At 63.2% G+C, this 23,004-nt stretch carries 24 protein-coding genes; 10 read left to right on the forward strand and 14 right to left on the reverse strand.

What is annotated here, in order from left to right; translation table 11 throughout:
* The first annotated feature begins 19 nt into the window (after positions 1–19).
* Together MUU55_RS15485 and MUU55_RS15490 are read left to right on the forward strand one after the other, a co-directional pair.
* Positions 20–1,495 carry an NAD-dependent succinate-semialdehyde dehydrogenase gene (locus MUU55_RS15485; protein ID WP_303276465.1) on the forward strand — a complete coding sequence of 492 codons (1,476 nt, stop codon included), beginning with the start codon at positions 20–22 and terminating at the stop codon, positions 1,493–1,495.
* A 399-nt stretch (positions 1,496–1,894) separates the two neighbouring features.
* On the forward strand, positions 1,895–2,116 hold the full coding sequence (locus MUU55_RS15490) for a hypothetical protein (RefSeq protein WP_244761657.1): 222 nt from the start codon (positions 1,895–1,897) through the stop codon (positions 2,114–2,116).
* 93 nt (positions 2,117–2,209) lie between these two features.
* On the opposite strand, the gene MUU55_RS15495 is transcribed toward MUU55_RS15490, so the two are convergent.
* The 7 genes from MUU55_RS15495 to MUU55_RS15525 all read right to left on the reverse strand — a co-directional run bounded on the left by MUU55_RS15495 (position 2,210) and on the right by MUU55_RS15525 (position 9,538).
* Positions 2,210–3,829 carry a dihydroxyacetone kinase subunit DhaK gene (locus tag MUU55_RS15495; protein ID WP_244761658.1) on the reverse strand — a complete coding sequence of 540 codons (1,620 nt, stop codon included), beginning with the start codon at positions 3,827–3,829 and terminating at the stop codon, positions 2,210–2,212.
* A 111-nt stretch (positions 3,830–3,940) separates the two neighbouring features.
* Positions 3,941–4,933, reverse strand: a complete 993-nt coding sequence (locus MUU55_RS15500; RefSeq protein ID WP_244761659.1) for an ABC transporter ATP-binding protein — start codon at positions 4,931–4,933, stop codon at positions 3,941–3,943.
* Positions 4,926–6,023 carry an ABC transporter ATP-binding protein gene (locus MUU55_RS15505; protein WP_244761660.1) on the reverse strand — a complete coding sequence of 366 codons (1,098 nt, stop codon included), beginning with the start codon at positions 6,021–6,023 and terminating at the stop codon, positions 4,926–4,928. Before MUU55_RS15505 ends, MUU55_RS15500 begins: the two co-directional genes overlap by 8 nt.
* Positions 6,024–6,027: 4 nt before the next feature.
* Entirely contained in the window at positions 6,028–6,216 is a 189-nt protein-coding gene (locus tag MUU55_RS15510) for a hypothetical protein (protein WP_244761661.1), read from the reverse strand.
* Positions 6,213–7,154, reverse strand: coding sequence for a carbohydrate ABC transporter permease (locus MUU55_RS15515; RefSeq protein ID WP_244761662.1), 942 nt, complete (start codon positions 7,152–7,154; stop codon positions 6,213–6,215). Before MUU55_RS15515 ends, MUU55_RS15510 begins: the two co-directional genes overlap by 4 nt.
* Positions 7,151–8,098, reverse strand: coding sequence for a carbohydrate ABC transporter permease (locus tag MUU55_RS15520; RefSeq protein WP_244761663.1), 948 nt, complete (start codon positions 8,096–8,098; stop codon positions 7,151–7,153). Before MUU55_RS15520 ends, MUU55_RS15515 begins: the two co-directional genes overlap by 4 nt.
* 105 nt (positions 8,099–8,203) lie before the next feature.
* The gene (locus tag MUU55_RS15525; RefSeq protein ID WP_244761664.1) at positions 8,204–9,538 is read right to left on the reverse strand and encodes an ABC transporter substrate-binding protein; all 1,335 of its coding nucleotides are present in this window, start codon (positions 9,536–9,538) and stop codon (positions 8,204–8,206) included.
* A gap of 271 nt (positions 9,539–9,809) precedes the next feature.
* Between MUU55_RS15525 and MUU55_RS15530 the strand changes: the two genes are divergently transcribed.
* The 8 genes from MUU55_RS15530 to MUU55_RS15565 all read left to right on the forward strand — a co-directional run bounded on the left by MUU55_RS15530 (position 9,810) and on the right by MUU55_RS15565 (position 16,677).
* Positions 9,810–10,841, forward strand: a complete 1,032-nt coding sequence (locus MUU55_RS15530) for a LacI family DNA-binding transcriptional regulator (protein ID WP_244761665.1) — start codon at positions 9,810–9,812, stop codon at positions 10,839–10,841.
* 227 nt (positions 10,842–11,068) lie between these two features.
* Positions 11,069–11,995: an amino acid ABC transporter permease gene (locus tag MUU55_RS15535; protein WP_244761666.1), complete on the forward strand. Its 927-nt coding sequence runs from the start codon at positions 11,069–11,071 to the stop codon at positions 11,993–11,995.
* A complete protein-coding gene (locus tag MUU55_RS15540; RefSeq protein ID WP_244761667.1) occupies positions 11,992–12,756 on the forward strand; it encodes an amino acid ABC transporter ATP-binding protein in 765 nt (254 codons plus the stop codon). The genes MUU55_RS15535 and MUU55_RS15540 overlap by 4 nt, the downstream gene beginning before the upstream one ends.
* Positions 12,757–12,791: 35 nt before the next feature.
* Positions 12,792–13,649, forward strand: a complete 858-nt coding sequence (locus tag MUU55_RS15545) for an ABC transporter substrate-binding protein (protein WP_244761668.1) — start codon at positions 12,792–12,794, stop codon at positions 13,647–13,649.
* Positions 13,650–13,671: 22 nt separating this feature from the next.
* Positions 13,672–14,454 (forward strand): GntR family transcriptional regulator, encoded by a 783-nt coding sequence (locus MUU55_RS15550; protein ID WP_244761669.1) that lies wholly within the window; start codon positions 13,672–13,674, stop codon positions 14,452–14,454.
* A gap of 26 nt (positions 14,455–14,480) precedes the next feature.
* The gene (locus MUU55_RS15555; RefSeq protein ID WP_244761670.1) at positions 14,481–15,221 is read left to right on the forward strand and encodes a BtpA/SgcQ family protein; all 741 of its coding nucleotides are present in this window, start codon (positions 14,481–14,483) and stop codon (positions 15,219–15,221) included.
* Positions 15,218–15,727, forward strand: coding sequence for an ureidoglycolate lyase (locus tag MUU55_RS15560; protein ID WP_244761671.1), 510 nt, complete (start codon positions 15,218–15,220; stop codon positions 15,725–15,727). Before MUU55_RS15555 ends, MUU55_RS15560 begins: the two co-directional genes overlap by 4 nt.
* Entirely contained in the window at positions 15,724–16,677 is a 954-nt protein-coding gene (locus MUU55_RS15565) for a carbohydrate kinase family protein (protein WP_244761672.1), read from the forward strand. The genes MUU55_RS15560 and MUU55_RS15565 overlap by 4 nt, the downstream gene beginning before the upstream one ends.
* A gap of 28 nt (positions 16,678–16,705) precedes the next feature.
* On the opposite strand, the gene MUU55_RS15570 is transcribed toward MUU55_RS15565, so the two are convergent.
* The 7 genes from MUU55_RS15570 to MUU55_RS15600 form a co-directional block, all read right to left on the reverse strand.
* On the reverse strand, positions 16,706–18,073 hold the full coding sequence (locus tag MUU55_RS15570; RefSeq protein WP_244761673.1) for an FAD/NAD(P)-binding protein: 1,368 nt from the start codon (positions 18,071–18,073) through the stop codon (positions 16,706–16,708).
* Positions 18,074–18,214: 141 nt separating this feature from the next.
* Positions 18,215–18,550 carry a protein tyrosine phosphatase family protein gene (locus MUU55_RS15575; RefSeq protein ID WP_244761674.1) on the reverse strand — a complete coding sequence of 112 codons (336 nt, stop codon included), beginning with the start codon at positions 18,548–18,550 and terminating at the stop codon, positions 18,215–18,217.
* A 41-nt stretch (positions 18,551–18,591) separates the two neighbouring features.
* Positions 18,592–19,335: an ABC transporter ATP-binding protein gene (locus MUU55_RS15580; RefSeq protein WP_244761675.1), complete on the reverse strand. Its 744-nt coding sequence runs from the start codon at positions 19,333–19,335 to the stop codon at positions 18,592–18,594.
* Positions 19,332–20,171 (reverse strand): aliphatic sulfonate ABC transporter permease SsuC, encoded by an 840-nt coding sequence (ssuC, locus tag MUU55_RS15585; protein WP_244761676.1) that lies wholly within the window; start codon positions 20,169–20,171, stop codon positions 19,332–19,334. The genes MUU55_RS15580 and ssuC overlap by 4 nt, the downstream gene beginning before the upstream one ends.
* The gene (locus tag MUU55_RS15590) at positions 20,171–21,121 is read right to left on the reverse strand and encodes a sulfonate ABC transporter substrate-binding protein (RefSeq protein ID WP_244761677.1); all 951 of its coding nucleotides are present in this window, start codon (positions 21,119–21,121) and stop codon (positions 20,171–20,173) included. Before MUU55_RS15590 ends, ssuC begins: the two co-directional genes overlap by 1 nt.
* A gap of 146 nt (positions 21,122–21,267) precedes the next feature.
* Positions 21,268–22,191, reverse strand: a complete 924-nt coding sequence (locus MUU55_RS15595; RefSeq protein ID WP_244761678.1) for a homocysteine S-methyltransferase family protein — start codon at positions 22,189–22,191, stop codon at positions 21,268–21,270.
* Positions 22,188–22,985: an amino acid ABC transporter permease gene (locus tag MUU55_RS15600; RefSeq protein WP_244761679.1), complete on the reverse strand. Its 798-nt coding sequence runs from the start codon at positions 22,983–22,985 to the stop codon at positions 22,188–22,190. The genes MUU55_RS15595 and MUU55_RS15600 overlap by 4 nt, the downstream gene beginning before the upstream one ends.
* Between the last annotated feature and the right edge of the window lie 19 nt (positions 22,986–23,004).

A 23,004-nucleotide genomic window follows, 5' to 3' on the forward strand; every position in this document is an offset into this window, starting at 1 on the left:
TTGACTGGGAGGATGCCACGTGGCCCTGACGCAAAACCTCATTCGCCGCCTGCAGAACCCGGAATTGTTCGAGGCTATCGCCGATCCGGCATGGCTTGGCCTTGCCGCGGGTGGCGCGACCTTCGAGGTTTTCAATCCTGCGACCGGCGAACATCTGGCCGACATTCCGGACATGGGCGTTGCCGAAACCCGCGCCGCCATCGAGCGCGCCGCGGAGGCACAGATCGAATGGGCGGCCCGCACGGCGCGCGAGCGCTCCGATACGCTGTGGCGCTGGCACCAGCTGATCGTGCGGCACACGGACGACCTCGCGACCATCCTGACCGCCGAGATGGGCAAGCCGCTCGCCGAGGCGAAATCCGAGGTTTCCCACGCCGCAGCCTATCTGCAGTGGTACGCGGAGGAAGCCAACCGGGTCTACGGTGAGACCATTCCCGCCCCCTCGCGCGACCGGCGCATGATCGTCATCAAGCAACCCATTGGCGTCGTCGGCGCCATCACGCCCTGGAATTTCCCGGCCTCGATGGTCGCGCGGAAAATCTCGCCAGCACTGGCGGCCGGTTGCACGGTGGTGCTGAAGCCCGCAGAGCAGACGCCGCTGGTGGCTGGCGCGATGTTTGGGCTTGCGGAAAAAGCGGGATTCCCGGCCGGTGTGGTGAACCTCGTCTACGCCTCTGAGGGCGATGCTGTCGGGCTCGAACTCTGCACGCATCCCAAAGTGCGCAAGATCAGCTTCACCGGCTCGACGGAAGTCGGCCGCCTGCTCATGCGCCAGTGTTCCGACCAGGTGAAGAAACTCAGCCTGGAGCTTGGCGGCAACGCCCCTTTCATCGTTTTCGATGACGCCGATGTCGATGCCGCCGTCGATGGCGCGATCCAGGCGAAGTTCCGCAATGCGGGCCAGACCTGTGTTTCCGCAAACCGACTTTACGTGCAGGCCGGCGTGCATGACGCGTTCGCCGCTAAATTTACGGAGCGCGTGAAAACGCTCTGCGTCGGCGACGGGTTCGACCCCGACGTGGCCATCGGCCCGCTGATCGACGCGCGGGCACGGGCGAAGATCGAGGCGCATGTCGCCGATGCCGTCGCGAGAGGCGGCAGCATCCAATGCGGCGGCGAACGGATCGAAGGCACCGGCACCTTCTTCGCGCCGACCGTACTCACCGGCATATCGCGTGATATGCGCATTGCGCAGGAGGAGACCTTCGGGCCGCTCGCTCCCATCATCCGCTTCACGGATGCCGATCAGGTGGTGCGGGAGGCCAACGACACAATCTATGGTCTTGCCGCCTATTTCTACGCTTCCAATCTCAGCCGGGTCTGGCGGGTCGCCGAGGCGCTGGAATACGGCATGGTCGGCATCAATACCGGCCGCATGTCCTCCGAAGCCGCTCCCTTCGGCGGCGTCAAGCAGTCCGGCATGGGACGCGAGGGGTCTCGCCATGGCTTGGAGGACTATCTGGAGATGAAATATCTTTGCATGGGCGGCATCTGACCAGCCCGGCACCAAAGAAAAAGACGGTTTGGAGAACGCTGAGGCCTCTCAGCGGCGCGCTCCATTGTGTCCCGTCCTTCCTTCAATGGCGCTCGATACGGAGCTTTTCAGTTAGGGTATGCGCGTGGTGCGCGCGCTCCCCGACAAGGGGCGCATCCGACAGGATCAGGTCCCAGACGTGTGAAATATCCGACATTGCGTACCATTCTCGAGCCATGATCCCAGGCGGTTGCGAGCCTGACCGACTACAGCCGTGGCTGTCCCGTTTATCGGAGTGCAGACAACCGTCCTCTGCCGTATGGTCCCGAATCGGCGTACGCGGAAATGTGTTCAAGTCTTTGCGCTGACCGTCCGCGTTCTCCCCCGTCCAAACCCGAACAATGAAGACCGGAAAAACACATGGAGCCGATCCAGGACACCACGACCATCGCAAACCGCAGCGATTTCGCCCAGTGGGCGATCGAACGCGCTGCGGCCATCGTTGCCGAACAGGGCGGCACGCTTGCCCTCGCCGCGCGGGGCGATGGCGATGAGGCCATCGCCGGTGCTGCCAATGCACTGGGCCAGGCGATCGTTGACGCGATGCTTGAGGTATTTGACGGTCTTGTCGGGGACGACTGACGGTCCCCGCTCCTCCCGGGAGCGAACGGCGCCGCACTTGCGCCGGCCGGGTATTCTCTCGGCCGGCGAAGATGGTACAGGACAGGCCTGCGGTCAGCGCGCGAGATGCTCGAAAAGCCGGGCCACGGCCTCCGCACCCGGGTCGACATGGCCTTGGAGTTGTCTGGCGTTGATATAGGCCGCACGACCGGCTTTAGCGCGGGTGAGGGTCGCGGTGAAATTCGCTCCTTCGCGGGCGGCCGCCGCAGCGGCGGCGACATTCTGGCCGAGGGCTTCGAGCGCGGGCGCAAGCGCATCGACCATCGTACGGTCGCCGATGCGTGCGCCGCCGATCTCCTGCATGCGAGCGAGACCCGCGCGGAGTGCCTCGCGCATCGGCAGGCCGCTTGAGGCGCCATCGCCGGCTGCCGCAAAGAAGATGGCGAGCAGCACGCCGGAGGAGCCGCCCATGGTCTGGCTGAGTTCCAGGCCGATGGCGCGCAGGAGCTGGGTGTGGTCGGAGAGCGGCAGGCGATCAATGGCGCTGATCAACGCGCGTGCGGCACCCGCCAGTGTCGAACCGGTGTCGCCATCGCCGGACTTGGCGTCCAGCGCATTGAGGTCCTGTTCGGCAGCGATGAGGACGTCACAGCAATTTATGACGAAGGCGCGTGTCGGGGCATGACCGGACGCCATCGGGGTAATGGGGGTAAGGCCATCGGGCAGGGCCGCGATGGCGAGCGGACGGATTTCCGAAACGCCTGGCCATGCGGCAATCGGGACCGGGTCTTTCAGAAGGGCCAGTTCGGCCGCATCGGCGGGAAGAACGGAGATCGAGAAGCCCTGCATGTCGAGCGAGGTCATCAGCGGTGCGGGACCGATGGCGTGGGTGATTTTTGCGCCGATGGACGAGCCGAGGAGGTCATGGGCAAGCACGGACATTTCCACGACCGACGCGCCGCCGAGATTGTTGATCAGCGCCACATGAGGGCCTTCACCCATCACGACGGCCAAACGCTCGACCATGGTCGCAATGGAAGCGCGCGCACCGGCGAAATCGATCTGTTCGACACCGGCTTCGCCATGGATGCCGAGGCCGAGCTCGGCCTTGCCTTCGGGAATGCGGTCCTCCTTCGGCGAGCCTGGCACCCGGCAGGTGTCGAGCGACATGCCGATGGAGTGCGTGCGGGCGATGGCGTGTCTTGCGGCGGAGGTGACCGCGTCGAGGTCGGCTCCCTTCTCGGCAAGCGCACCGGCGATCTTGTGCACGAAGAGCGTGCCGGCGACGCCGCGCGCCTGCGGCAGGTCTGGTAGCGCGATGTCGTCGCCGACGATCACCATCGAGACATTGAGGCCGAAGGCCCGCGCCCGTTCGGCGGCAAGGCCGAAATTCAAGCGGTCGCCGGTGTAGTTTTTCACGACGAGGAGACATCCTGCCGGGCCGGTCACCGCCAGGATTCCGGCAAGCACGGCATCGACGCTGGGAGAAGCGAAGACGTCGCCGCAAACGGCGGCCGTCAGCATGCCCTTGCCGACGAAGCCGACATGGGCCGGCTCGTGACCCGAGCCGCCGCCGGAGACGATGGCCACCTTGGACTTGTCCCAGTCGCTGCGCAGAACGACCCGGATATGGGGGTAGCCGTCGAGGCGGGTCAGCGCGCCGCCCGAAAGGGCAAGCACCCCGTCGATCGCTTCGGTGACGACGTCTTCGCGCCGATTGATGAATTGCGCCATGAAAAATCTCCTCAGGCTAGTGCTTGGTCCGACCGACGTGAAACGGGAATCGGCAGGATCATGCTGAAAAAACGAAAGCTTTAGCGCTGGTCCGTTGCAAGCGGTCGAGCGCTACAGTCGCATGCCGGCAGCATCGAAATAGAGCGGCCGTGACGGTTGTATCCGAATGGTCTCGCCGCCCCGAAGCGGCGTATGGGCGTCGGTGACGGTAATGAGGTCGTGCCGTTTGAAGGTGAGGTGCAGGCGGGTCTGGTCGCCGAGATGCTCGACACGCTTGACCAGTGCCTCCTCCCCCTCGCCTTGCGATATATGCTCCGGACGAAGGCCGATGTTCTTCGCCCCCGCCGGTGCGCCTGCAAAGAGATCGGCTGGCAGCACGTTGATGCGCGGCTGGCCGAGGCGGGTCGCGGCATAGACGCTGACGGGCTGCTCGTAGACCTCGCGCGGCGAGCCGAATTGCACCAGCCTGCCCTCGTTCAGCACGCCGACATGGGTCGCCATGGTCATCGCCTCGATCTGGTCGTGGGTGACATAGAGCAGCGTCGCGCCGGATTTCGCCTGGATGCGCTTCAGTTCGATGCGCAGATCCGCCCTGAGCTTCGCGTCGAGTGAACTCAGCGGTTCGTCCATCAGGAAGATTTGGGGATTGCGCACCAGCGCCCGGCCAATCGAGACGCGCTGCATCTCACCGCCCGAAAGCGCGGTCGCCTTGTTGTCCAACTTGTGAGCGATCTGCAGGACGTCCGCGACCTCCCGCACCTTCCGGTCGATCGCCTCTTTCTGCGTCTTCAGGAGTGGAGATTTCAGGGGGAACTCCAGATTCTGGCGAACGGTGAGGTGCGGATAGAGTGAATATTGCTGAAACACCATGGCGACATTGCGCTCGGCCGGCGACAGGCCCTTCATCGGCCGGCCGCCGATGTAAACCTCGCCGCTGTCGGGCACGTCGAGACCCGAGACCATGCGCAGCGTGGTCGTTTTGCCCGCGCCCGTCGGACCGAGCAGCACGACGAAGGAGCCGTCCGGCACCGTCAGTGAGACATTGTCGAGCGCGACGGTACTGCCAAAGCGTTTCGTCACGTTTTCAAGCACGATCTCAGCCATGAGCCAGCACTCCTTCATTGCCCTCTGACACGAGGGCCTTGCCGCTTTCCGCATCGAAGAGCGAGAGGGTTCGCGCATCGAAATTGAGGCCGATCAGCTCCTCCTCGCGCACCTTTTGTCCGGAGGAAATCCGCGCCTTCAGTTCGCCGTGCTCCGTTGCTAGCGTGACGATCTGTGTCGTGCCGAGATATTCGACGGCGCTGACCCGGCCGCGATAGGCCGCGTCGTCGCGGAAGTTCACATGTTCCGGGCGCACGCCGAGCGTCAGGCGGCCGGCGCGGCCTTCCCGCGCGATGGGCACGTTCATCCTCACACCGCCGAGATCGACGCTTTTGCCGCCGATGCCGATCATGCCTTCGAACTCCAGGAAATTCATCGAGGGCGAGCCGATGAACTGGGCGACGAACTTTGTCGCCGGCCAGTCGTAGATCTGCTGTGGCCGGCCGAACTGCTCCACGACACCATGGTTCATCACGACGATCTTGTCCCCCATCTGCATGGCTTCGAGTTGGTCGTGCGTGACATAGACGGTGGTGGCGCCCATGCGATCGTGCAGCGCGCGCAGTTCTTCTGCCATATGCTCGCGGAATTCGGCGTCGAGCGCGCCGAGCGGCTCATCCATGAAGAAGGCCTTTGGCCGGCGTACGATGGCGCGGCCAAGTGCCACGCGCTGCCGGTCGCCGCCGGAAAGACCGCCGACGGGTTTTTCCAGGATATGCTCGATCTTGAGGATGCGGGCGACCTCGGCGACGCGCGTCTTCACCTCCTCGCGTTTCATGCCCTGGCTGACCAGCGGGTAAGAAATGTTCTTGCGCACGTTCATATGCGGATAGAGCGCGAACATCTGGAAGACGAAGGCGATGTCGCGCTGGCTTGCCGGCTTCATGCCGACTTCCTCTCCGTCGATGAAGATTTCGCCCGAGGTCGGCAATTCGAGGCCGGCCATCATGCGCAGCGTCGTCGTCTTGCCGCAGCCGGAGGGGCCAAGCAGCATGAAGAATTCGCCGTCCTCGATGGTGAAGGAGGAGGAGCGCACGGCGGTGAAGGCGCCGAACTCCTTGCGCACGTTCTGGATCCTGATTTGCGCCATGGGCCTACTCCGGGAAATGGCTGACGATGATGAACATCACCGTGCCCAGCAAGGTTACGACGAAGGACCAGGAATAGAGCGCAAGTGCGAAGGGCTGCATGAGCATGATGACGCCCGCCGCGATCAGCACCGAGGCCAGCATTTCCCAGGCGCTGCGCCTGAAATGCAGGAGGCCGTTGAAAAATCGTGTCATTTGCGGACTGCTCCGAAAGTGATGCCGCGCAGGAGATGCTTGCGCAGAAGGATGGTGAACACCATGACCGGCACGAGGAAGAGCGTGGCGCCGGCGGCGACGGCGGGCCAATCCTGACCGCTGACGCCGATGATGGTGGGAATGAAGGGCGGGGCTGTCTGGGCGTTGCCGGATGTCAACAGAACAGCGAAGGCATATTCGTTCCAGGCGAAGATCAGGCAGAAGATTGCGGTCGAGGCGATGCCCGTCGCTGCCTGCGGCAACACGACCTTGTAGAAGGCCTGGAAGCGGGTGTAGCCGTCGATCAGCGCCGCTTCCTCGTATTCGACGGGGATCTCGTCGATGAAGCCTTTCAGCAGCCAGACGGAGAGCGACAGGTTGACCGCCGTATAGAGCAGGATCATGCCGGCATGGGTATCGCTGAGGCCGAGCGAGCGGAACATCAGGAAGATCGGAATGGCGACGGCGATAGGTGGCATCATGCGCGTCGAGAGGATGAAGAACAGGAGATCGTCCTTCAACGGCACCTTGAAGCGTGAGAAGGCATAGGCCGCGGCCGTGCCGAGCACGATGCACAACACCGTCGAGCCGAAGCCGATGATGACGGAATTGGTGAAGCGTTCGGCAAAACGCGAGGGACCCGAAATGACGAGCCCGTCCTTGCGCACCAGCTTGTCGTACCAAGTGGTGGGCTCGCCGAGCGCCTGCAACTGTTCGGGCGAAAGCCGGGTGCGCGTGGTGAAGACGTTGACGTAGCCTTCCACCGTCGGCGTGAAGAACGTTTTGGGGGGATAGGCGATGGCGTCTGACGGGCTCTTGAAGCTGGTGCCGATGATCCAGACCAGCGGCAGGATGGTGATCAGCGCGTAGCCGACGACTAGGATGCCCGCGACCCATTTCTGCCGTAGCGACGGCTCTGTGACGGAATAGCTACTCATCGTTGTTTTACCTTGTTGAGCGCTTTGACATAGATCGAGGCGAGGCCGAAGACCGTGACGAAGAGAATGACGGCGTAGGCCGAGGCGTAGCCGGTGCGCCATTTCTCGAAGGCCTCACGCTTCAGGTTGATCGAGGTAAGCTCGGTGATCGAGCCGGGGCCACCGCCGGTGAGTTGCACGACGAGGTCGAACATCTTGAAATTCTCGATGCCGCGGAACAGCACGGCGAGCATCAGGAAGGGCAGGACGAGCGGAATGGTGATGGTCCAGAATTGGCGCCACTTGCTGGCGCGGTCACATTCGGCGGCTTCATAGATGCTGCCGGGAATGGAGCGCAGGCCCGCAAGGCAGATCAGCATGACGAAGGGTGTCCACATCCAGGTATCGACGATGATGATGGCCCAGGGCGCCAGCGCCACGTCGCCGATCATTGAAAAGCTGGAGGGATCCGCGCCGGTGAGAAAGCCGATCGCGTAGTTGAACAGGCCGATCTGCGGCTGGTACAGGAAGGTCCAGAAATTGCCGACCACCGCCGGGCTCAGCATCATCGGCAGCACAATGATGGTGGTCCACAGATCGTTGCCGCGGAACTTCTTATTGATGAGATAGGCGAGCGCGAAACCGATCAGCACCTGCAGCACGATCGTCCAGATCAGGAAATGCGCCGTCGCCTGCATTGTCAGCCAGATGTCCCGGTCCGACAGGATGTTCAAGTAGTTCTTCAGGCCGACGAACTCGACCTCCGCGTTGGGCCGGTTGACACGGAAATTGGTGAAGCTCAACCGGATCGTCCAGATGAGCGGAAAGATGTTGACCGCAAGAAGCAGCACGATCGACGGCGCGACGAAGAGCCAGGCGAGCGCACGGTCCGAAAGGCCGTGCATGCGTTTGGCGATGGCGTGCGGCGTCGCTTCGGCGACCCGGTCCACGGATGATTTCAGCATGGATATTCCCCTGATGTCAGACTGAGCGGCGACAGAGCCGGGGCAAGTCCCCGGCTCCGGCCGCGCCTTGGCCCGCTGGGAGGCGCGGGCCCGGGCCGATGGCGGTCAGTACTTGCCTTCGTCGTCGAAGACCTGCGTCCAGTCCTTCACGAGGCCGTCGAGCGCGTCCTTGGCGGAACCCTGGCCGGCGACGACATAGTCGTGGAAACGCTTCTGCGCCGCCTGGAGCAGCGAGGCATAGGCCGGCTCCGCCCAGAAATCCTGCACGATCGCCATGGAATCGAGGAAGGTCTGCGCATAGGGCTGGCTGGTCGCGAACTTCGGATCCTCGACCACCTTCAGCAGCGCCGAGTAACCGCCCATCTCCCACCATTTCTGCTGGATTTCCGGCTGCGCGAACCACTTGATGTAGGCGAGTGCATCCTCCTGCTTTTCCGAGGAGGAAACGACCGAGATGCCCTGCCCGCCGAGCTGTGCATAGGCCGCGCCATCAGGCCCCGCCGGATTGGGGAAATACCCCGACTTCTCGCCGCCGACATTGGCGTCGGCATGGATGCCCGGCCAGGTGAAGGCGAAGTTCATGTGCAGCGCGACCTGGCCAGACTTGTAGGCGTCGATATCCTCCGACATGTAGGCATCGGAATGGCCGGGCGGGGTGCAGCAATCATAGAGTTCCTTGTAGAACTCAAGACCCTTGACGGCCTCGGCGGAGTTGACGTAACCCTCCAGATCGTAAGGCTTTTCCGGGTTCTCGTATTTGAAGCCGAAGCTGTAGAGCACGTCCATGACGCCCATGGTGATGCCCTCGGAACCGCGCTCCGTATAGATCGCCGCGCCATAGACCGTCTTGCCGTCGATATCGCGCTTCTGGAAGAACTGCGCGATATCCTTCAATTCTCCGAATGTCTTCGGCACGGCCAGTTCGCGGCCGTATTTCTCCTTGAATTCCGCCTGCAGCTCCGGGCGGGCGAACCAGTCCTTGCGATAACTCCAGCCGACGACGTCGCCGAAGGCCGGCAGAGCCCAGTAGTTTGGCGAATTTTTCGGCCATTCGGCATAGCCGACGACGGTCGCCGGGATGAAGTCGCTCATCTTGATGCCTTCCTTGTCGAAGAAATCGTTGAGCTTGACATATTGGCCGTTCTCCGCGGCGCCGCCGATCCACTGGCTGTCGCCGATCATGAGGTCGCAGAGCTTGCCGCCGGAATTCAGCTCGTTGAGCATGCGGTCGGCGAAATTCGGCCACGGCACGAATTCGAATTTCATGGTGACGCCGCTCTTGGCCTCGAAATCCTTGCTGAGCTCGACGAGCGCGTTTGCCGGATCCCAAGCGGCCCAGCAGAGCGTCAAATCCTTGGCGCTGGCCTGGCTGGTGGTTGCAACGCCGGCGGCCAGAAGCGCGCCGAAAGCGGCGAGTGACCTGATATGGCTAGATGTCATGATGGGGACCTCCTCCCTCGCCTCCCGACCCCATCGGAAGGCAGAAAACGCCCGTAACGGGCACCTGACGCGGAATGACTTCCCGGCGGGCCTGTTCTCCTCCGCGCCGCCTGTGTGGCGCGCACGTTCCTCCCGGCGGCCACGGCATGAGTCATATTGAGGTGCGCACCTCAATGCAAGTGAATTTTGAGGTGCGCACGTCAATTGTTGCTTTTCATCTGCTTTTGTTGGAGAAATCCCGAAGCGTTATGGCGAGGAAAGTGAGCACTGAATGCGGCCGACCGCAAAAGATCTGGCAGAAGCCGCGGGCCTCAGTCTCGCGACGGTCGATCGCGTGCTCAATGAGAGGCCCAATGTCAGCCCCAAGGCTGCGAAAAAAGTGGCCGAAGCTATCGAGCGCATCGGCTTCATACGCAATCCCGCCGCAGTGGCCTTGGCCCGTAACAAGACCTATCGTTTCCGCTTCGTCGTACCGGCCTCCGGCGATCAGTATCTTGATGAGCTCATTTCTCGCGTCGGCGAGGCGAAGGAGGCGTTGCGGGCCGAGTCCACCGATGTCGAGGCCGCGCAAATCCCCATGAGCGACCCGCATCACGTCGCAAAATATCTCTCCGCCATCGATTGTGAGGCGGTCGACGGCGTCGCCGTGATGGCGCCGGAATCGCCGCAGGTGCGAGACGCACTGATGCGGCTCGTTGAGCGCGGCGTGAAGGTCGTACAGTTCCTCTCCGGCCAGGAGCGAATGCAGAGCGCGGACTATGTCGGTGTCGACAATTTCGCGGCGGGAGCGACCGCGGGCAAGATCGCCGGCCGCTTCATCGGTGCCCGGCCGGGCAAGATCATGGTCGTTGCGGAAACCATGATGGCGCTCGACAGCATCCAGCGTCGGCTCGGCTTCGACAGCATCATCAATGCCCAGTTCCCCCATCTCCAGAGCCTGCCGTCGCTCGAAACCTATGCGGACGAAAAGCGCGCCGGCCTCGTGATCGGCCGCACGCTGCACCACAATCCGGATACCGTCGCGGTCTACGTGCTGAGCTCGGAGGCGCGCGTGCCGCTGACCGCCGTCTGGAACGCTCAGGGAGGGCGCCCCCTCACCGTCGTTGCGCATGAGCGCACCCCTTTCAGCGAGCAGGCGCTGATAGATGAGCGCATCGACGCGGTGATCGCGCAGGACCCCGGCCATGCCGTGCGCAGTGCGCTCCGCATCATGCGCGCCCGCTCCGATCATCGTGAGCCGCTCGCCTCGCAAGAGCGGATTCGCATCGAGGTTCTCCTCAAGGAAAACCTTCAGGTCGAATGAGCGGGCGGCGCCAGGAGGCGCCGTCGGCAATCTGCTGCAAGACTCGCTTGCGTATCGTGCGACGGAGGGCAGTCAATCTCTTCCGAAAAGTCTGGCCCGATCCGAATCTCCACCGATCCTGTCGGCGAAATCCGTCTCTGCGCAAAGGGCCGGCGCAGGCAGGCGGCTTGACACCCTCTATAAACTTGCCTAGTAAGTTGTAGGCCTAACCCTACAATTTGGATGCCATGCGACAGCCTGAACCGAAATCAACCGCCGCGGTCTCCCCCGAGGATCTACCTGGTCCGGGTGTGGCCGTGCGCCGCTTGCGGCATCCCGGGCGCTGGATCAGTGGCGGCATCGTTCTTCTGCTTCTCGCGTTCATCGGTCGCGCCTTTGCCGTCGGACAGATCCAGTGGGCCGTGGTCGGTCAATTCCTGACGGCCGAAGTGATCATCGTCGGCTTCGGCTGGACGTTATTGATTTCTGCCTGTGCGCTTGTGCTCGGCGTCGCACTTGGTTTTGCCTTCGGCATCATGCGTCTTTCAGAAAATCCTATCCTGCGTTTCGCGGCCTGGCTTTATGTCTGGATTTTTCGCGGTACGCCGGTCCTTCTCCAGTTGCTTATCTGGTTCAATATCGCGCTGGTTTTTCCGCGCCTGTATATTCCCGGCCTGGTCGATGAGCGCATGGTCGATGTCGTGACGCCGTTCGTTGCCGCTGTTCTCGGTCTTGGCGTCAACGAAGGCTCCTATCTTACCGAAGTGGTGCGCGGCGGCATCGGTTCCGTCGATCGCGGTCAGAAGGAGGCGGCCCATACGCTGGGCATGACGTCGGGTCAGACGATGCGTCGCATCATCCTGCCGCAGACGCTGCGGCTGATCCTGCCGGTGCTCGGCAACAGCGCCATCGGCATGCTGAAATTCTCCTCGCTCGCCGCCACCATCGCCATGGGCGAAATGCTCAACGCAGCGCAGCGTATCTACTTCATCAACGGTGCCGTCATCGAATTGCTGTTCGTCTGTGCGGTTTGGTATCTCGCCGGCACCACCGTGCTGTCCATCGGTCAATATTATCTTGAACGCCATTTTGGCCGCGATGCCGCGACGGCGACCAGCGAGCGCCGTTGGTTCAAGGGCTGGACGCGGCGTCCGGTCGTCGAGGGGGAAGCATGAGCCTCGCAGTCAAGGCGGTCGGTATCCGCAAGTGTTTTGGCAGCCACGAAGTCCTGAAAGGTCTCGATCTGGAAGTCACCCATGGCGAGGTGCTCTGCATCCTCGGCCCTTCCGGCAGTGGCAAGAGCACGTTCCTTCGCTGCATCAATCATCTGGAAACGCCCAATGGCGGGTATGTCTGGGTCGATGGTGCCATTATGGGTTATGCGCTTTCGCGCGGTGCCCTGCAGGAGCTGCCGGTCAAGCAGCTGCGCGCCCAGCAGAGCCAGCTCGGCATGGTGTTCCAGCATTTCAACCTGTTTGCCCATCGCACGGTGCTCGGCAATGTCATTGAGGGGCCGATGGTCGTGCGTGGTCTCAGCCGTGCCAAGGCGGAGGCCCGCGCCATGGATTTGCTCGAGCAGGTCGGCATGGCCGCCAAGGCCGCAAGTTATCCGTCCCAGCTTTCCGGCGGCCAGAAGCAGCGTGTGGCCATCGCCCGGGCGCTCGCCATGGAGCCGCGCGTCATGCTGTTCGACGAGCCGACCAGCGCGCTTGACCCGGAACTCGTCGGCGAGGTGCTGGAAGTGATGCGCGCGCTTGCCCGCGGCGGCACCACCATGATCGTCGTCACTCACGAGATCCGCTTCGCCCGCGAGGTGGCGGACCGCGTCGTGGTCATGATCGACGGCGAAATACGCGAAATGGGCGCGCCTGGCGCCGTCCTCAGCAACCCTGCCGATCCGCGCGTGCGCTCGTTCCTGAGCCGTGTGCTCGCCTGATCCTTTTCTTTCGTCCAACAATGGGAGTACGGACAATGAAGACAATTCTGCCAATGATGCTGGGGCTTGCCTCCGCCACCTTCATCAGCCTCGCCGGCACGGCGTATGCGGCTGGCGACGAGAAGCTCGCGGCCGCGCTGCCCGAAGCGGTACGGACGGCCGGAAAGCTGAACTTCACGATCAGCCTGGCCTACCCGCCGATGGAATATAGCGACGCCGGCTCGACGGAGCTGAAGGGTTTCGACATCGACCTTGCCAAGGCGATCGCCGAGCGGCTCGGTCTGATGGCAGAATTTCAGAACGTCGAGTTCCCGCAGCTGATCCCGCAGGTCGTCACCGGTCGGTCGGACATGATCATCACGGCCTTCTCCGACAAGGTCGAGCGCCAGACGCAGCTTGATTTCATCGACTACTTCAAGACGGGCAACGTCTTCTATTCGAGCGTCGATCATCAGGCCGAAATCAAGACCGAGGCCGATCTCTGCGGCAAGACCGTCGCCGTGGCGACGGGCACGAGCTGGGTCACCTGGGCGGAAGAGCTCGGCAAATCCATCTGCCCGGCGGACAAGCTGATCACCGTCATCCAGATCCCGACCCAGGCCGAGCACATCATGCAGATCCGTCAGGGCCGCGCCCAGGCTTCCGTCATCGGTCTCGAAGGTCTGCTCGACCTGATGAAGCAGGAGCCGGGCAAGTTCTACCAGATCGGCGAAGTCGGCGACGTCAACCACTACGGTATCGCCTTCGCCAAGGCGAATGGCGAGCTGCGCGACGCCGTGCATGCCACGCTCGACGCATTGAAGGCAGACGGCACTTATGCACAGATCCTCGACCGCTACGGCTTGAAAGATGCGGGCGTGGAAGAGTTCAAGATAAACGGAGCCACGAAGTAGTCCAGCCTGCCCGGAGCCCAACTTGACCAAGCCTTCCACACCAGACGCCAATGCCGCAGGTGAACATCCGGACGACCGGCTGTCGCGCTTTCGCCTCGATGCCTATTCGAGCGAACAGCTCTACCGCCAGCTCTACCGGGCGCTGCGCGCCGCCATTCTCAGCGGCGATTTCTCGGAAGGGGAAGCAATCCCCTCTGAGAACCAGTTGCGTGACCAGTTCGGTATCGCCCGGACAACGGTTCGCAATGCCATGGCGCTTTTGGTGTCGGAAGGTCTTGTCCAGCAGGTGCGCGGGCGTGGCACGATCGTGTCCCACCGGCCGATCAGCCACAATATCTGGAACTTCGGCAGTTTTACCGAACTCGCCCGCCGCCAGGGCCAACGCCCGGTGACGAAAGTGCTCGAGCATCGCGTGGAAGGCGGCGAACTGTTTCTGGTGCGCGCCCGTGGCCTAGCGAACGATGAGACGATCAGCTGGCTGAACGTCGATACGTCCCAGCTGGATCTTGCCCTCTATCCCGGCATCGAAACCTACGATTTCGCGGCGCAATCGCTCTACGAAGTGCTGCGCCGCGACTATGACCGCCACCCGCTGCGCTCGGAACTGCTGCTCACCGTCGTGCCGCCGTCCGAGCACCTGCGGGAGGTTTTTCGCCCGGCACCGGATGTGCCTGGCTACCTCTGTGCCAGCGGAGATGTGCTTGATGCCGACGACCGATTGGTCGAGCGCACATCGATCGTCTACTCGCCGGCCGTCCAGATGAAATTCGCAACGCGCTGGGGGCGCGATACCGCGCCCGCCTGAGGGCGGCGCGACGCAGGAGAACCGACATGAACCGTCTCACGGAGACCTTCGCCACCGCAAAACCCATTCTCGGCATGCTGCATCTTGCCGGTGAAAGCCCTGCGGCAAAACTTGTCCAGGCCGAGGAGGAAGCCCGTATCATGGCCGGCGAAGGCGTCGACGGACTGGTGGTGGAGAACTATTTCGGCGATGCCGACGACGTCGAGCGTGTGCTCGACCGGCTGTGCGGCCTCGGTCTCGGCACGAAGATCGGTGTCAACGTGCTACGTGAGGATACACGCGCCTTCGCGCTGGCCAAACGCTACCCTGTTTCTTTCATCCAGGTCGATTCCGTCGCCGGCCATTTGCCGCCGGAGGATGATGCTGTCTTTGCAGCGGATTTCGCTGCTCGGCGGGTGAGCGTTGCATCGCTGCTGCTCGGCGGCGTGCGGTTCAAGTATCAGCCGGTCCTCTCCGGGCGATCGGAGGAAGAGGATGTGCGGTTGGGTGCCTTGCGCTGCGATGGCCTCGTGGTGACTTCGGATGCCACCGGCCAACCGACGGATATGGACAAGGTGGCGCGTTTCCGCGCCGCCACCGGCGGCACCGTGCCGCTGCTCATCGGCGCTGGCCTCACCGAAGCGAACGCTGCCGAACAGCTCATCCATGCCGATGGCGCGATCGTCGGAAGCTGGTTCAAACACGACCACAAGGATACCGGCCGCGTGGACGCCGTCCACGTCGCCCGCCTGATGCGTGCGGTCCGCGGTCTCAGGAGTGCCGCATGAGCGTCGACACCGTTGTCGCCCGGCCCGTGACGGCCGAGAATTTTGCCCGCTACGGCAAGGTTTACGATCTCGCCGGCGATGCTGATCCCGGTGTGGTCCGGACGAAGGGCGACGGGTGGCTGGACGGCTTCACCCGTGCCCCGCTGATCGACGGTTCGGGCCATCTCGGCATGACCCGCGGTGGAAGCGCGCCGTGGTCTTGCACGGCGATGGAACGGCATCCTCAGACCGAGGAGGCAATCTTTTGCGCCGCCGGCCCGGTCGTGCTCGCGGTAGCGCCGGCTTCCTCGACCGATGCGCCGCATCGCGACGAGATCGAAGCGTTCATAGTTGCGCCCGGCCAGGCTGTGGTGATGCATCGGAACGTCTGGCACGATGCCTGCCGGGGCACCAGCCGTCCGACACCCTACTACTGGATGGCGATCTGCGGGCTCGGTGAAAGTCCTTGGGTTCCGGTCGCGGGCGGACCGCGTCTGGTTCAGGTTATAGACGGGCCTGTAGCATGACCGCCTTCTTCATCGGGGACGTCGCACTCGACGAGTATTACACGGCAGACCGCTGGCCGGGCCCCGCCGACAAGGGCATGATCCGGGAGTTGCCCGCCGAAATCGGCGGTTCGATCGCCAATGCTGCTGTCGTGCACGCGACGCTGGGCGGCGACACGCAGTTCATCTCGCTGCTGAACGACAGTCCTTTGTCGCGGCGGCTTGTTGAAGATCTCCGGCAGAACGGTGTCGGTGTCGATCATATGCTGACGGATGCCACTATCGCTGAATCGCGTAACCTGATCTTCCTGATCGATGGCGAACATGTCGTGCTCACCGTCGAAATGGGCGAGCAACCGATGTGGCTCGAACCCGCGACGCTGGCCGCCTTGCGCCAGCCCGGCTTCCTCTACACGACGCTTTACCGTGTCCGCAGGCTCCATAGCCAGACGCAGGAGGGGGTACTCAAGCAGGCCGAGCTCATCGCCGATCTACGGGAAAACGGCCGTCGTGCCATATTCGATCTCGACGTTGGCGGCTGCACCCCCGAGGATATGCCCTATCTGACCGGGGCTGCCGTCGTCATCTTCAACCAGGTGGGCTTTCGCGCCGCCTTCGGCCACGATGACATAACCCTTATCGGCGACTGGATCCGCGACCACGGGATCGGTCGCGTGGTGCGCACACTGGCAGCGGACGGAGCGGAGGCCTTCGATGGCGAAGCACGCCAGCAGGTCGCCGGCTATCCGGTTGCGGTCGCCGACGTGACCGGAGCGGGCGATACCTTCGGTGGCGCGCTCACCTGGTGCCTTGCCCGCAACCATGCCTTCACGGAAGCCCTCGATTTCGCGGTCGCGGCGGCCTCTCGTTCCGTCACCATTCACGGCCCCCGTGGCGGCAAGGCGTGCGAGGAAGACGTACGGCAATGGCGCGACGCGCAAGGCGAGATCCAGGCGGATTTCGGCCGCTGAACCTGCGCGTTGCAACGCAGCCGATTTCCTAATGTGTGTGAGGGGTCGCCGTCGCAAGCCATGTTTCGAGCGCCCCCGCCGCCGCGTGAGCCTGGACGACGATCTGCGGCACGAGGTCGATATCCGGCAGGCTCCCAAGACCGAGAGGCCCCATTGCAAAAAGGCCTTCGAAGCTTCCTGACGCAGCCAGCGCCCTTCCGTCACGATCGACGGTGATGCCGAGGTCGAGTTCGTCCCGCCTGACGAGCTGCGCGGACAGCAACGAACGGAACAGTGGGGAATCGAGATCGGTCGGGCGCACGCGACAATCGATCGTGCGGTCCGCCGGCAGCACCTGCAGCCCCGCCGCGCCTGAAAGCAGCACGCCGTTCGTAGCGATGCGCTCGACCCTGCCCTTCCGCACCGTGATTGCACCGCTGGCAATCGCCTGGCGCAGGCGCTCGTAGTGGCCAAGCGGAAGACGGTTGCGGTGGCTGTCGTAGATCGGCTTGACATGGCGCTTGAAGCGGCGCCGCTCCTCCGGCGTCAAACCCTGCCAGAGGTCCCGTGCGCGCAGGCGAAAATCGTTCATGATGCCCTGCCAGCCGGTGCCTTCCAGCGCGGCCCGGTTTGCCGCCTCGCGCAGATGGCGGAATGCGCCGCGAAGCGTATTCGGGAAAGGACGATCGGACGCAATGGCGCCGACGGCCGACGATGCGTGTGGCTGCGGCAGGAAGCCGGACGCGGAGATCAACGTCACATGGGACGCTTCTCCCGCCGCGAGCAGGCGCAAGGCGCGATCGACGGCGTGAACGCCGCCACCGATCACCTGCACTTCTCGCGCACTTGTAAGGCCCGCCGTGCCGTCGGGACTGTCGCGCAGTCCGTAACCCGTGGCCAGGAACACGGTGTCGAAACGCGCCTGCTCGCCATCGCCGGACAGAACTGACAGGCCTGCCTGCGGATGCCGCTCGATCGTCGCCACGCTTTCCGAACGCACCTGGACCATGACGTCGGCGCGCGCCCGCAAGGCTTCGGAGAAGCGCTGATAGGCGTAGGCGCTGAACACCTCTCCCGGTACGAAGGCGTGGTCGACATTACCGGACAGGCCGTCCTCGTGATCGCGCCAGTCCTCGTTGGTTTCCAGCCATTGCCGGAAATCGTCGCGCGCGGTCGGGTCGACCGAGAGATCGCGTACCCGGCTGTTGAGCAGTGCGGAAGCCGGACGGCCGATGCCCTCGCCACCGTCGATTTTCGGGAACGGATCGAACATCACGAGATGGAAAGGGCGATGAAAAGTCTTCAGCAGCGCAATCGCCGTCATGAGACCGGTAAAGCCGCGTCCGACGATGGCGATCCGGGCAAGAGAACCGGTATCCAGCGATTGCGGGAGGAAATGGGCGGGCACAAGCGTCATCGATAGGCTCCTTTCCTGCACAATGTGCGGCGGCTTCCAGAACTCGTCCTGTCCGACGAGTGGTGACACGGCTTTATCGACTAAAACAATAGAATACCGCGCGGAAAATCAAGTCCTCCTTGCTGCAAGCCGGTTGGGCAATCAGAGCGGCAGAAGCGCCTGTTCGAAAATCTTCGTCGAGCGCGCACCTGACCGGCAATAGGCGAGGACAGGCCCCGGTAACTCAGCGAGCGCCTTTGTCATGCTGCTCAGTGCCTCGGCCGTCAGTCCGGATGGCGCGACAGGGATATGCCGCGCTTCGATGCCCAGTTCGCGCGCGCGGGCGGCAATGCTGGCGAATTCCGGCTGGTCTGGTTGTTCGTAGTCCGGGCGATGGCACACGATCGAGCGAAAGCCGAGCAGGCTGACGATATCGACGTCTTCAGCCTCGATCTGCGGCGAGACCGAATAGTCGTCGTTGATCTTGCGAATATCCATGGGCATTTCCTTCATTTTGGTGCCGGAAGAGGAACGGCTCGCTAAACCGCGTCCAGGATGCGGCGTTGGAGATCTACGGCGCGCGGATCGGCGAGCTCCTGGCGCGGGCGATCGAGAGCGATCTCGATATCGAGCGCGATGGCCCCCTCCCGCAGGACGACGACACGGTCCGCCAGCGCAACTGCTTCGGCGACATCGTGCGTGATCAGAACCGTGGTGAAGCCGCGTGCGGTCCAGATGCGCTCGAGCAACCGGTGCATTTCGATGCGGGTGAGCGCATCCAGCGCACCGAAAGGTTCGTCGAGCAACAGGATCTGCGGTTCGCTGACGAGGGCCCGAGCCAGGGCGACGCGTTGGCGCTGGCCGCCGGAAAGAACGCTTGGCCAATCGTTCTCACGCCCCTCAAGCCCGACGTCCGCAAGCGCGCGGCGCGCCGTCTCCTGCCAGTTGGGGCCACGGGCAATGCCGACATTTTCGATGACGCGCTGCCACGGTACCAGCCGCGCCTCCTGAAAGAGCAGGCGCACGGATGGATGAAGGCGCTCGACCTTGCGACCTCCAATATTGACGCGGCCGCTGTCCGCCCCATCGAGCCCGGCGACGAGACGCATCAGGGTCGATTTGCCTCCACCCGACCGGCCGACCACGGCCAGGAACTGGCCCGCCGGGATATCGAGGTTGAAATTGCCGAGCACATTCAGCGCGCCAAAGGACTTTTCGACCCGCGAAAGGCTGATCGGCAGACCGCCGGTGCTTTCGGGCTCATAGGCATCGGCTACGCTCATTTCGCACTCCCCGACTTCACTTGGTAGGCGGGATGCCAGACGAGCACGCGCTTTTCGATCGCCCGGGTCGCCACGTCGGCAAGCTTGCCGAGAAGCGCGTAGACGATGATGCCGAGAAGTACGACATCGGTCTGCAGGAATTCACGCGCGTTCATCGTCATGTAGCCGATGCCGCTGGTGGCCGAGATCGTCTCGGCGACGATGAGCGTGAGCCACATGAAACCGAGCGCGTAGCGCAGGCCAACGAGGATCGATGGCAGCGCGCCCGGAAGGATGATGCGCTGGATCAGGGCTTTGCGGTCGAGGCCATAGACCGAGGCCATTTCGACGAGCTGCGGATCGATGGTCCGCACCCCGTAGAAGGTATTGATATAGATCGGAAAGAAGACGCCGATCGAAACGAGGAAGATCTTGGCCGTCTCGTCGATGCCGAACCAGAGGATGACGAGCGGGATCAGTGCCAGATGCGGAATGTTGCGCACCATCTGCAACGTGCTGTCGAGCAAAGTCTCCGCGGGTTTCCAGAGCCCGGTGAGAACGCCAGCGATAAAGCCGAGCCCGCCGCCGATGACGAGCCCGATGACGGCGCGCTGCGTGGAGGCAAGCGTGTGAAAGAACAGCGAGCCATCCAGCAGCAACCGCCAGAAGGTCGTGGCGATCTTCGTTGGCGCCGGCATGAGACGGGCGTTGACGAAACCGCTCTGCGACGCAATCTCCCAGAGAACGAGGAGCGTGATGGGAAGTGCCCAAGGGGCAAGCACGCTCGCCAGGCCCTTCAGGTTGAGTTTACGGCCTTCGCCGGCAGCATAGCCACCGGCCACCGACGCCTCCGCCATCAGGCACCGCCCTTGCGCACGGCGTCTGCAATCGAGATCCTTTCAGGGATCAGGCCGAGGTCGAAGAAGGTATCGGCAATCGACTGCTGTTGCTTGACCACGCTGTCATCGATGGCTTTCACGCCGTAGGATTGCCGCTCCAGCGCGACGGCCAGCACATCTGCAGGGATGCCGACGGATGGGGCAAGTTCCGCTGCTGCGGCCGCGGTGTTGGTTTTCGCCCATTCGTCGATCTCCGCAACGGCTTCGATCACCACATCCACCGCTTCAGGATTGTCTTCCACGAACGGCTTTGCGCCAAGATAGAACTGGTGGTTGGGGACGATGCCCTCGCCGTTGCGCAGCTCGCGCGCCTCGATGGCGACTTCCGCGGCCGCCTGGAAGGGATCCCAGATGACCCAGGCATCGACAGCACCCTGTTCGAAGGCGGCGCGACCGTCGGCCGGCGGCAGGAAGGTCGTCTTGATGTCGGTATATTTGAGGCCGGCTTCCTCAAGCGCCTTCACCAGGAGAAAATGTACGTTCGAACCCTTGTTGAGCGCGACGGTCTTGCCTTTGAGATCGGCCACCGTCTTGATCGGGCTATCCTTGGGCACGAGGATCGCCTCGCCGCGCGCCGCCGGCGGCTCATGGGCGATGTAGACCAGCGGTGCGCCGGCGGCCTGCGCGAAGATCGGCGGGGTCTCGCCCGTCGTGCCGAAATCCACGGCGCCGACATTCAGCGCTTCGAGCAGTTGCGGGCCGGCGGGGAACTCGGTCCACGTCACGGTGTAGCCGATTTTCTCCAGCTTCTTTTCGAGCAATGCCTTGCCCTTGAGCAGTACGAGCGTGCCGTATTTCTGGTAACCGATCCGGACGACCTTGTCGGAAGCCCAGGCGACGCCACCCAGAAGCGGCAGAGTGATCGTAGCGGCAAGCGCGGCGGAGAAAAGGCGGCGTGTCATCGTCATGGCGTTCCCCTTCGAGATAGTTTCTAAAGACTATATAATCTATAGAATTTAAATGTCGGCGAGGGTGCCTATTCCAACTTTCACCGGACTGCGTAGTTTTTTCTCCTATTCTTGCCGCAAGCCTCCGCCTGGCCGATGTCATCCACTCAGACCGCTTCCCGAACGCTCCGGAATGTGCGGATCGCATCGATATGTTCCGGCCCGATGCCACAGCAGCCGCCGACGATGGTCGCGCCATCGCGGAGCCAGCGCTCGATCCATTTCAGGTAGTTTGCCGGATCGAGATCTGCGCGAATGTCGGAAATGCCGGCATAGGGCGTATCGGAGGGCGGTTCGGGTGCAAAGGCGTTGGCGTAGACGCCGATGGTCGCTGTGCCACCCGTTTCGTCCACTGCCTGGCGCGCGGCGCGCACGGCCTCGCCCATCACTTCCGGTTGACTGCAGTTGAAAAAGACCCCGCGGGCGCCCGCGGCAAGCGTTTTACGCACGGCGTCCTCGACCGGTTCGCCGGAACGCAGTTCCGCCGGCCCCGTGCGCCCGTCCTCGTCTTTCAGCGTATAGGACACATAAGCCGGCTTGCCATCGCCGATCACCGCGGACAACGCAGTCAAAGCCTCCACTGTCGAACTCTGGGTCTCGATCAGCCAAAGATCGATATGGGGCCTCAAGCCGTCGACGAGATTCTGGATGATGCGCGGTGCGCCGTCCGCGTGAAAGCGTTCCGGCCGGTAGCTTTCGAATGGCGGGGGCAGCGAGCCCGCGACCAGAACCCGCCGGCCGGCGGCATCGGCGACTGCGCGCGCGAGCTGTCCGGCACGGTCGGCGAGCGCCCGACCGCTCGCGGCGAAGCGGTCCTCGCCCAGCATATGCGGCACGAGACCGTAGGAATTGGTCGTGATGATGTCGGCACCGCTATCGACATAGGCCTGATGTGCTCGGGTGACATAGTCAGGCGCCTCGATCAGCGAGAGCGCCGACCATTCCGGCAACCGGAAGGGGGCGCCGAGCCGTTCGAGGAGGCGCCCCATGCCACCATCGAGAATGGTAAAGGATGCACGATCTGTGGTCATTTTGTTCCTCCTTGCCGATCGCCGGCGAATGCGCGACCGAAATGCCGCTCCAGACGGTTCTGCACGAGCTCGAGGCCAATCGACAGAAACCAGTAGATCGCCGCCGCCGTCAGCAGCATTTCCATGTAGTGATAGGTGGCCCGGCCGTAGGACTGCGCCAGAAAATTCAGCTCCCAGAGCCCCATGATGGAGACGAGCGACGAATCCTTCAACATCGAGATGAAGTGGCCTCCGGCCGGCGGGATGATGATGCGCATCGCCTGCGGCGCAATGATCTTGAAGGCGATGACGCCACGCCCAAGCCCAAGTGCCACCGCAGCTTCCCCCTGCCCGCGAGGCACGGACAGAATGCCGGCGCGGATCGTTTCGGCGAGGTAGGCGCCATAGTTCAGAGACAGCGCGACTATGCCGGAGGCGAGCCCTGACAGCACCACGCCAAACTGTGGCAGTGCGAGATAGATGATCAGCACCTGCACCAAGAGCGGCGTTCCCCGGAAAAAGGACGCGTAGAAGGTGGCCACGCCGAAGGCCAGTGCATTGGACGACAGGCGGCCGAGCGCCGTCAGGACAGCCACCACCAGCGAGATGGCCATGGAAACGACGGTGATCAGCAAAGTAAGCGCGACGCCCTGAATGAAGCCATCGGGCGAGAGGCGCAGGCCGAGCATGAAGGGCAGTTTCTGTCCGATCAGATCGAAGTCCAGCCCGAGATTGTAGAAGAGCCAGAAAAGCAGCGCCAGCAGAGCCAGCCACGTCAACTGGACGCGCAGCCGAAAGCCGGCAGGCCCGGTCACGGCGAACCGTGGCCGGGCA

Origin of the sequence: Shinella curvata (assembly GCF_022899935.1) — a bacterium.
Classification (GTDB): Bacteria; Pseudomonadota; Alphaproteobacteria; order Rhizobiales; family Rhizobiaceae; genus Shinella; species Shinella curvata.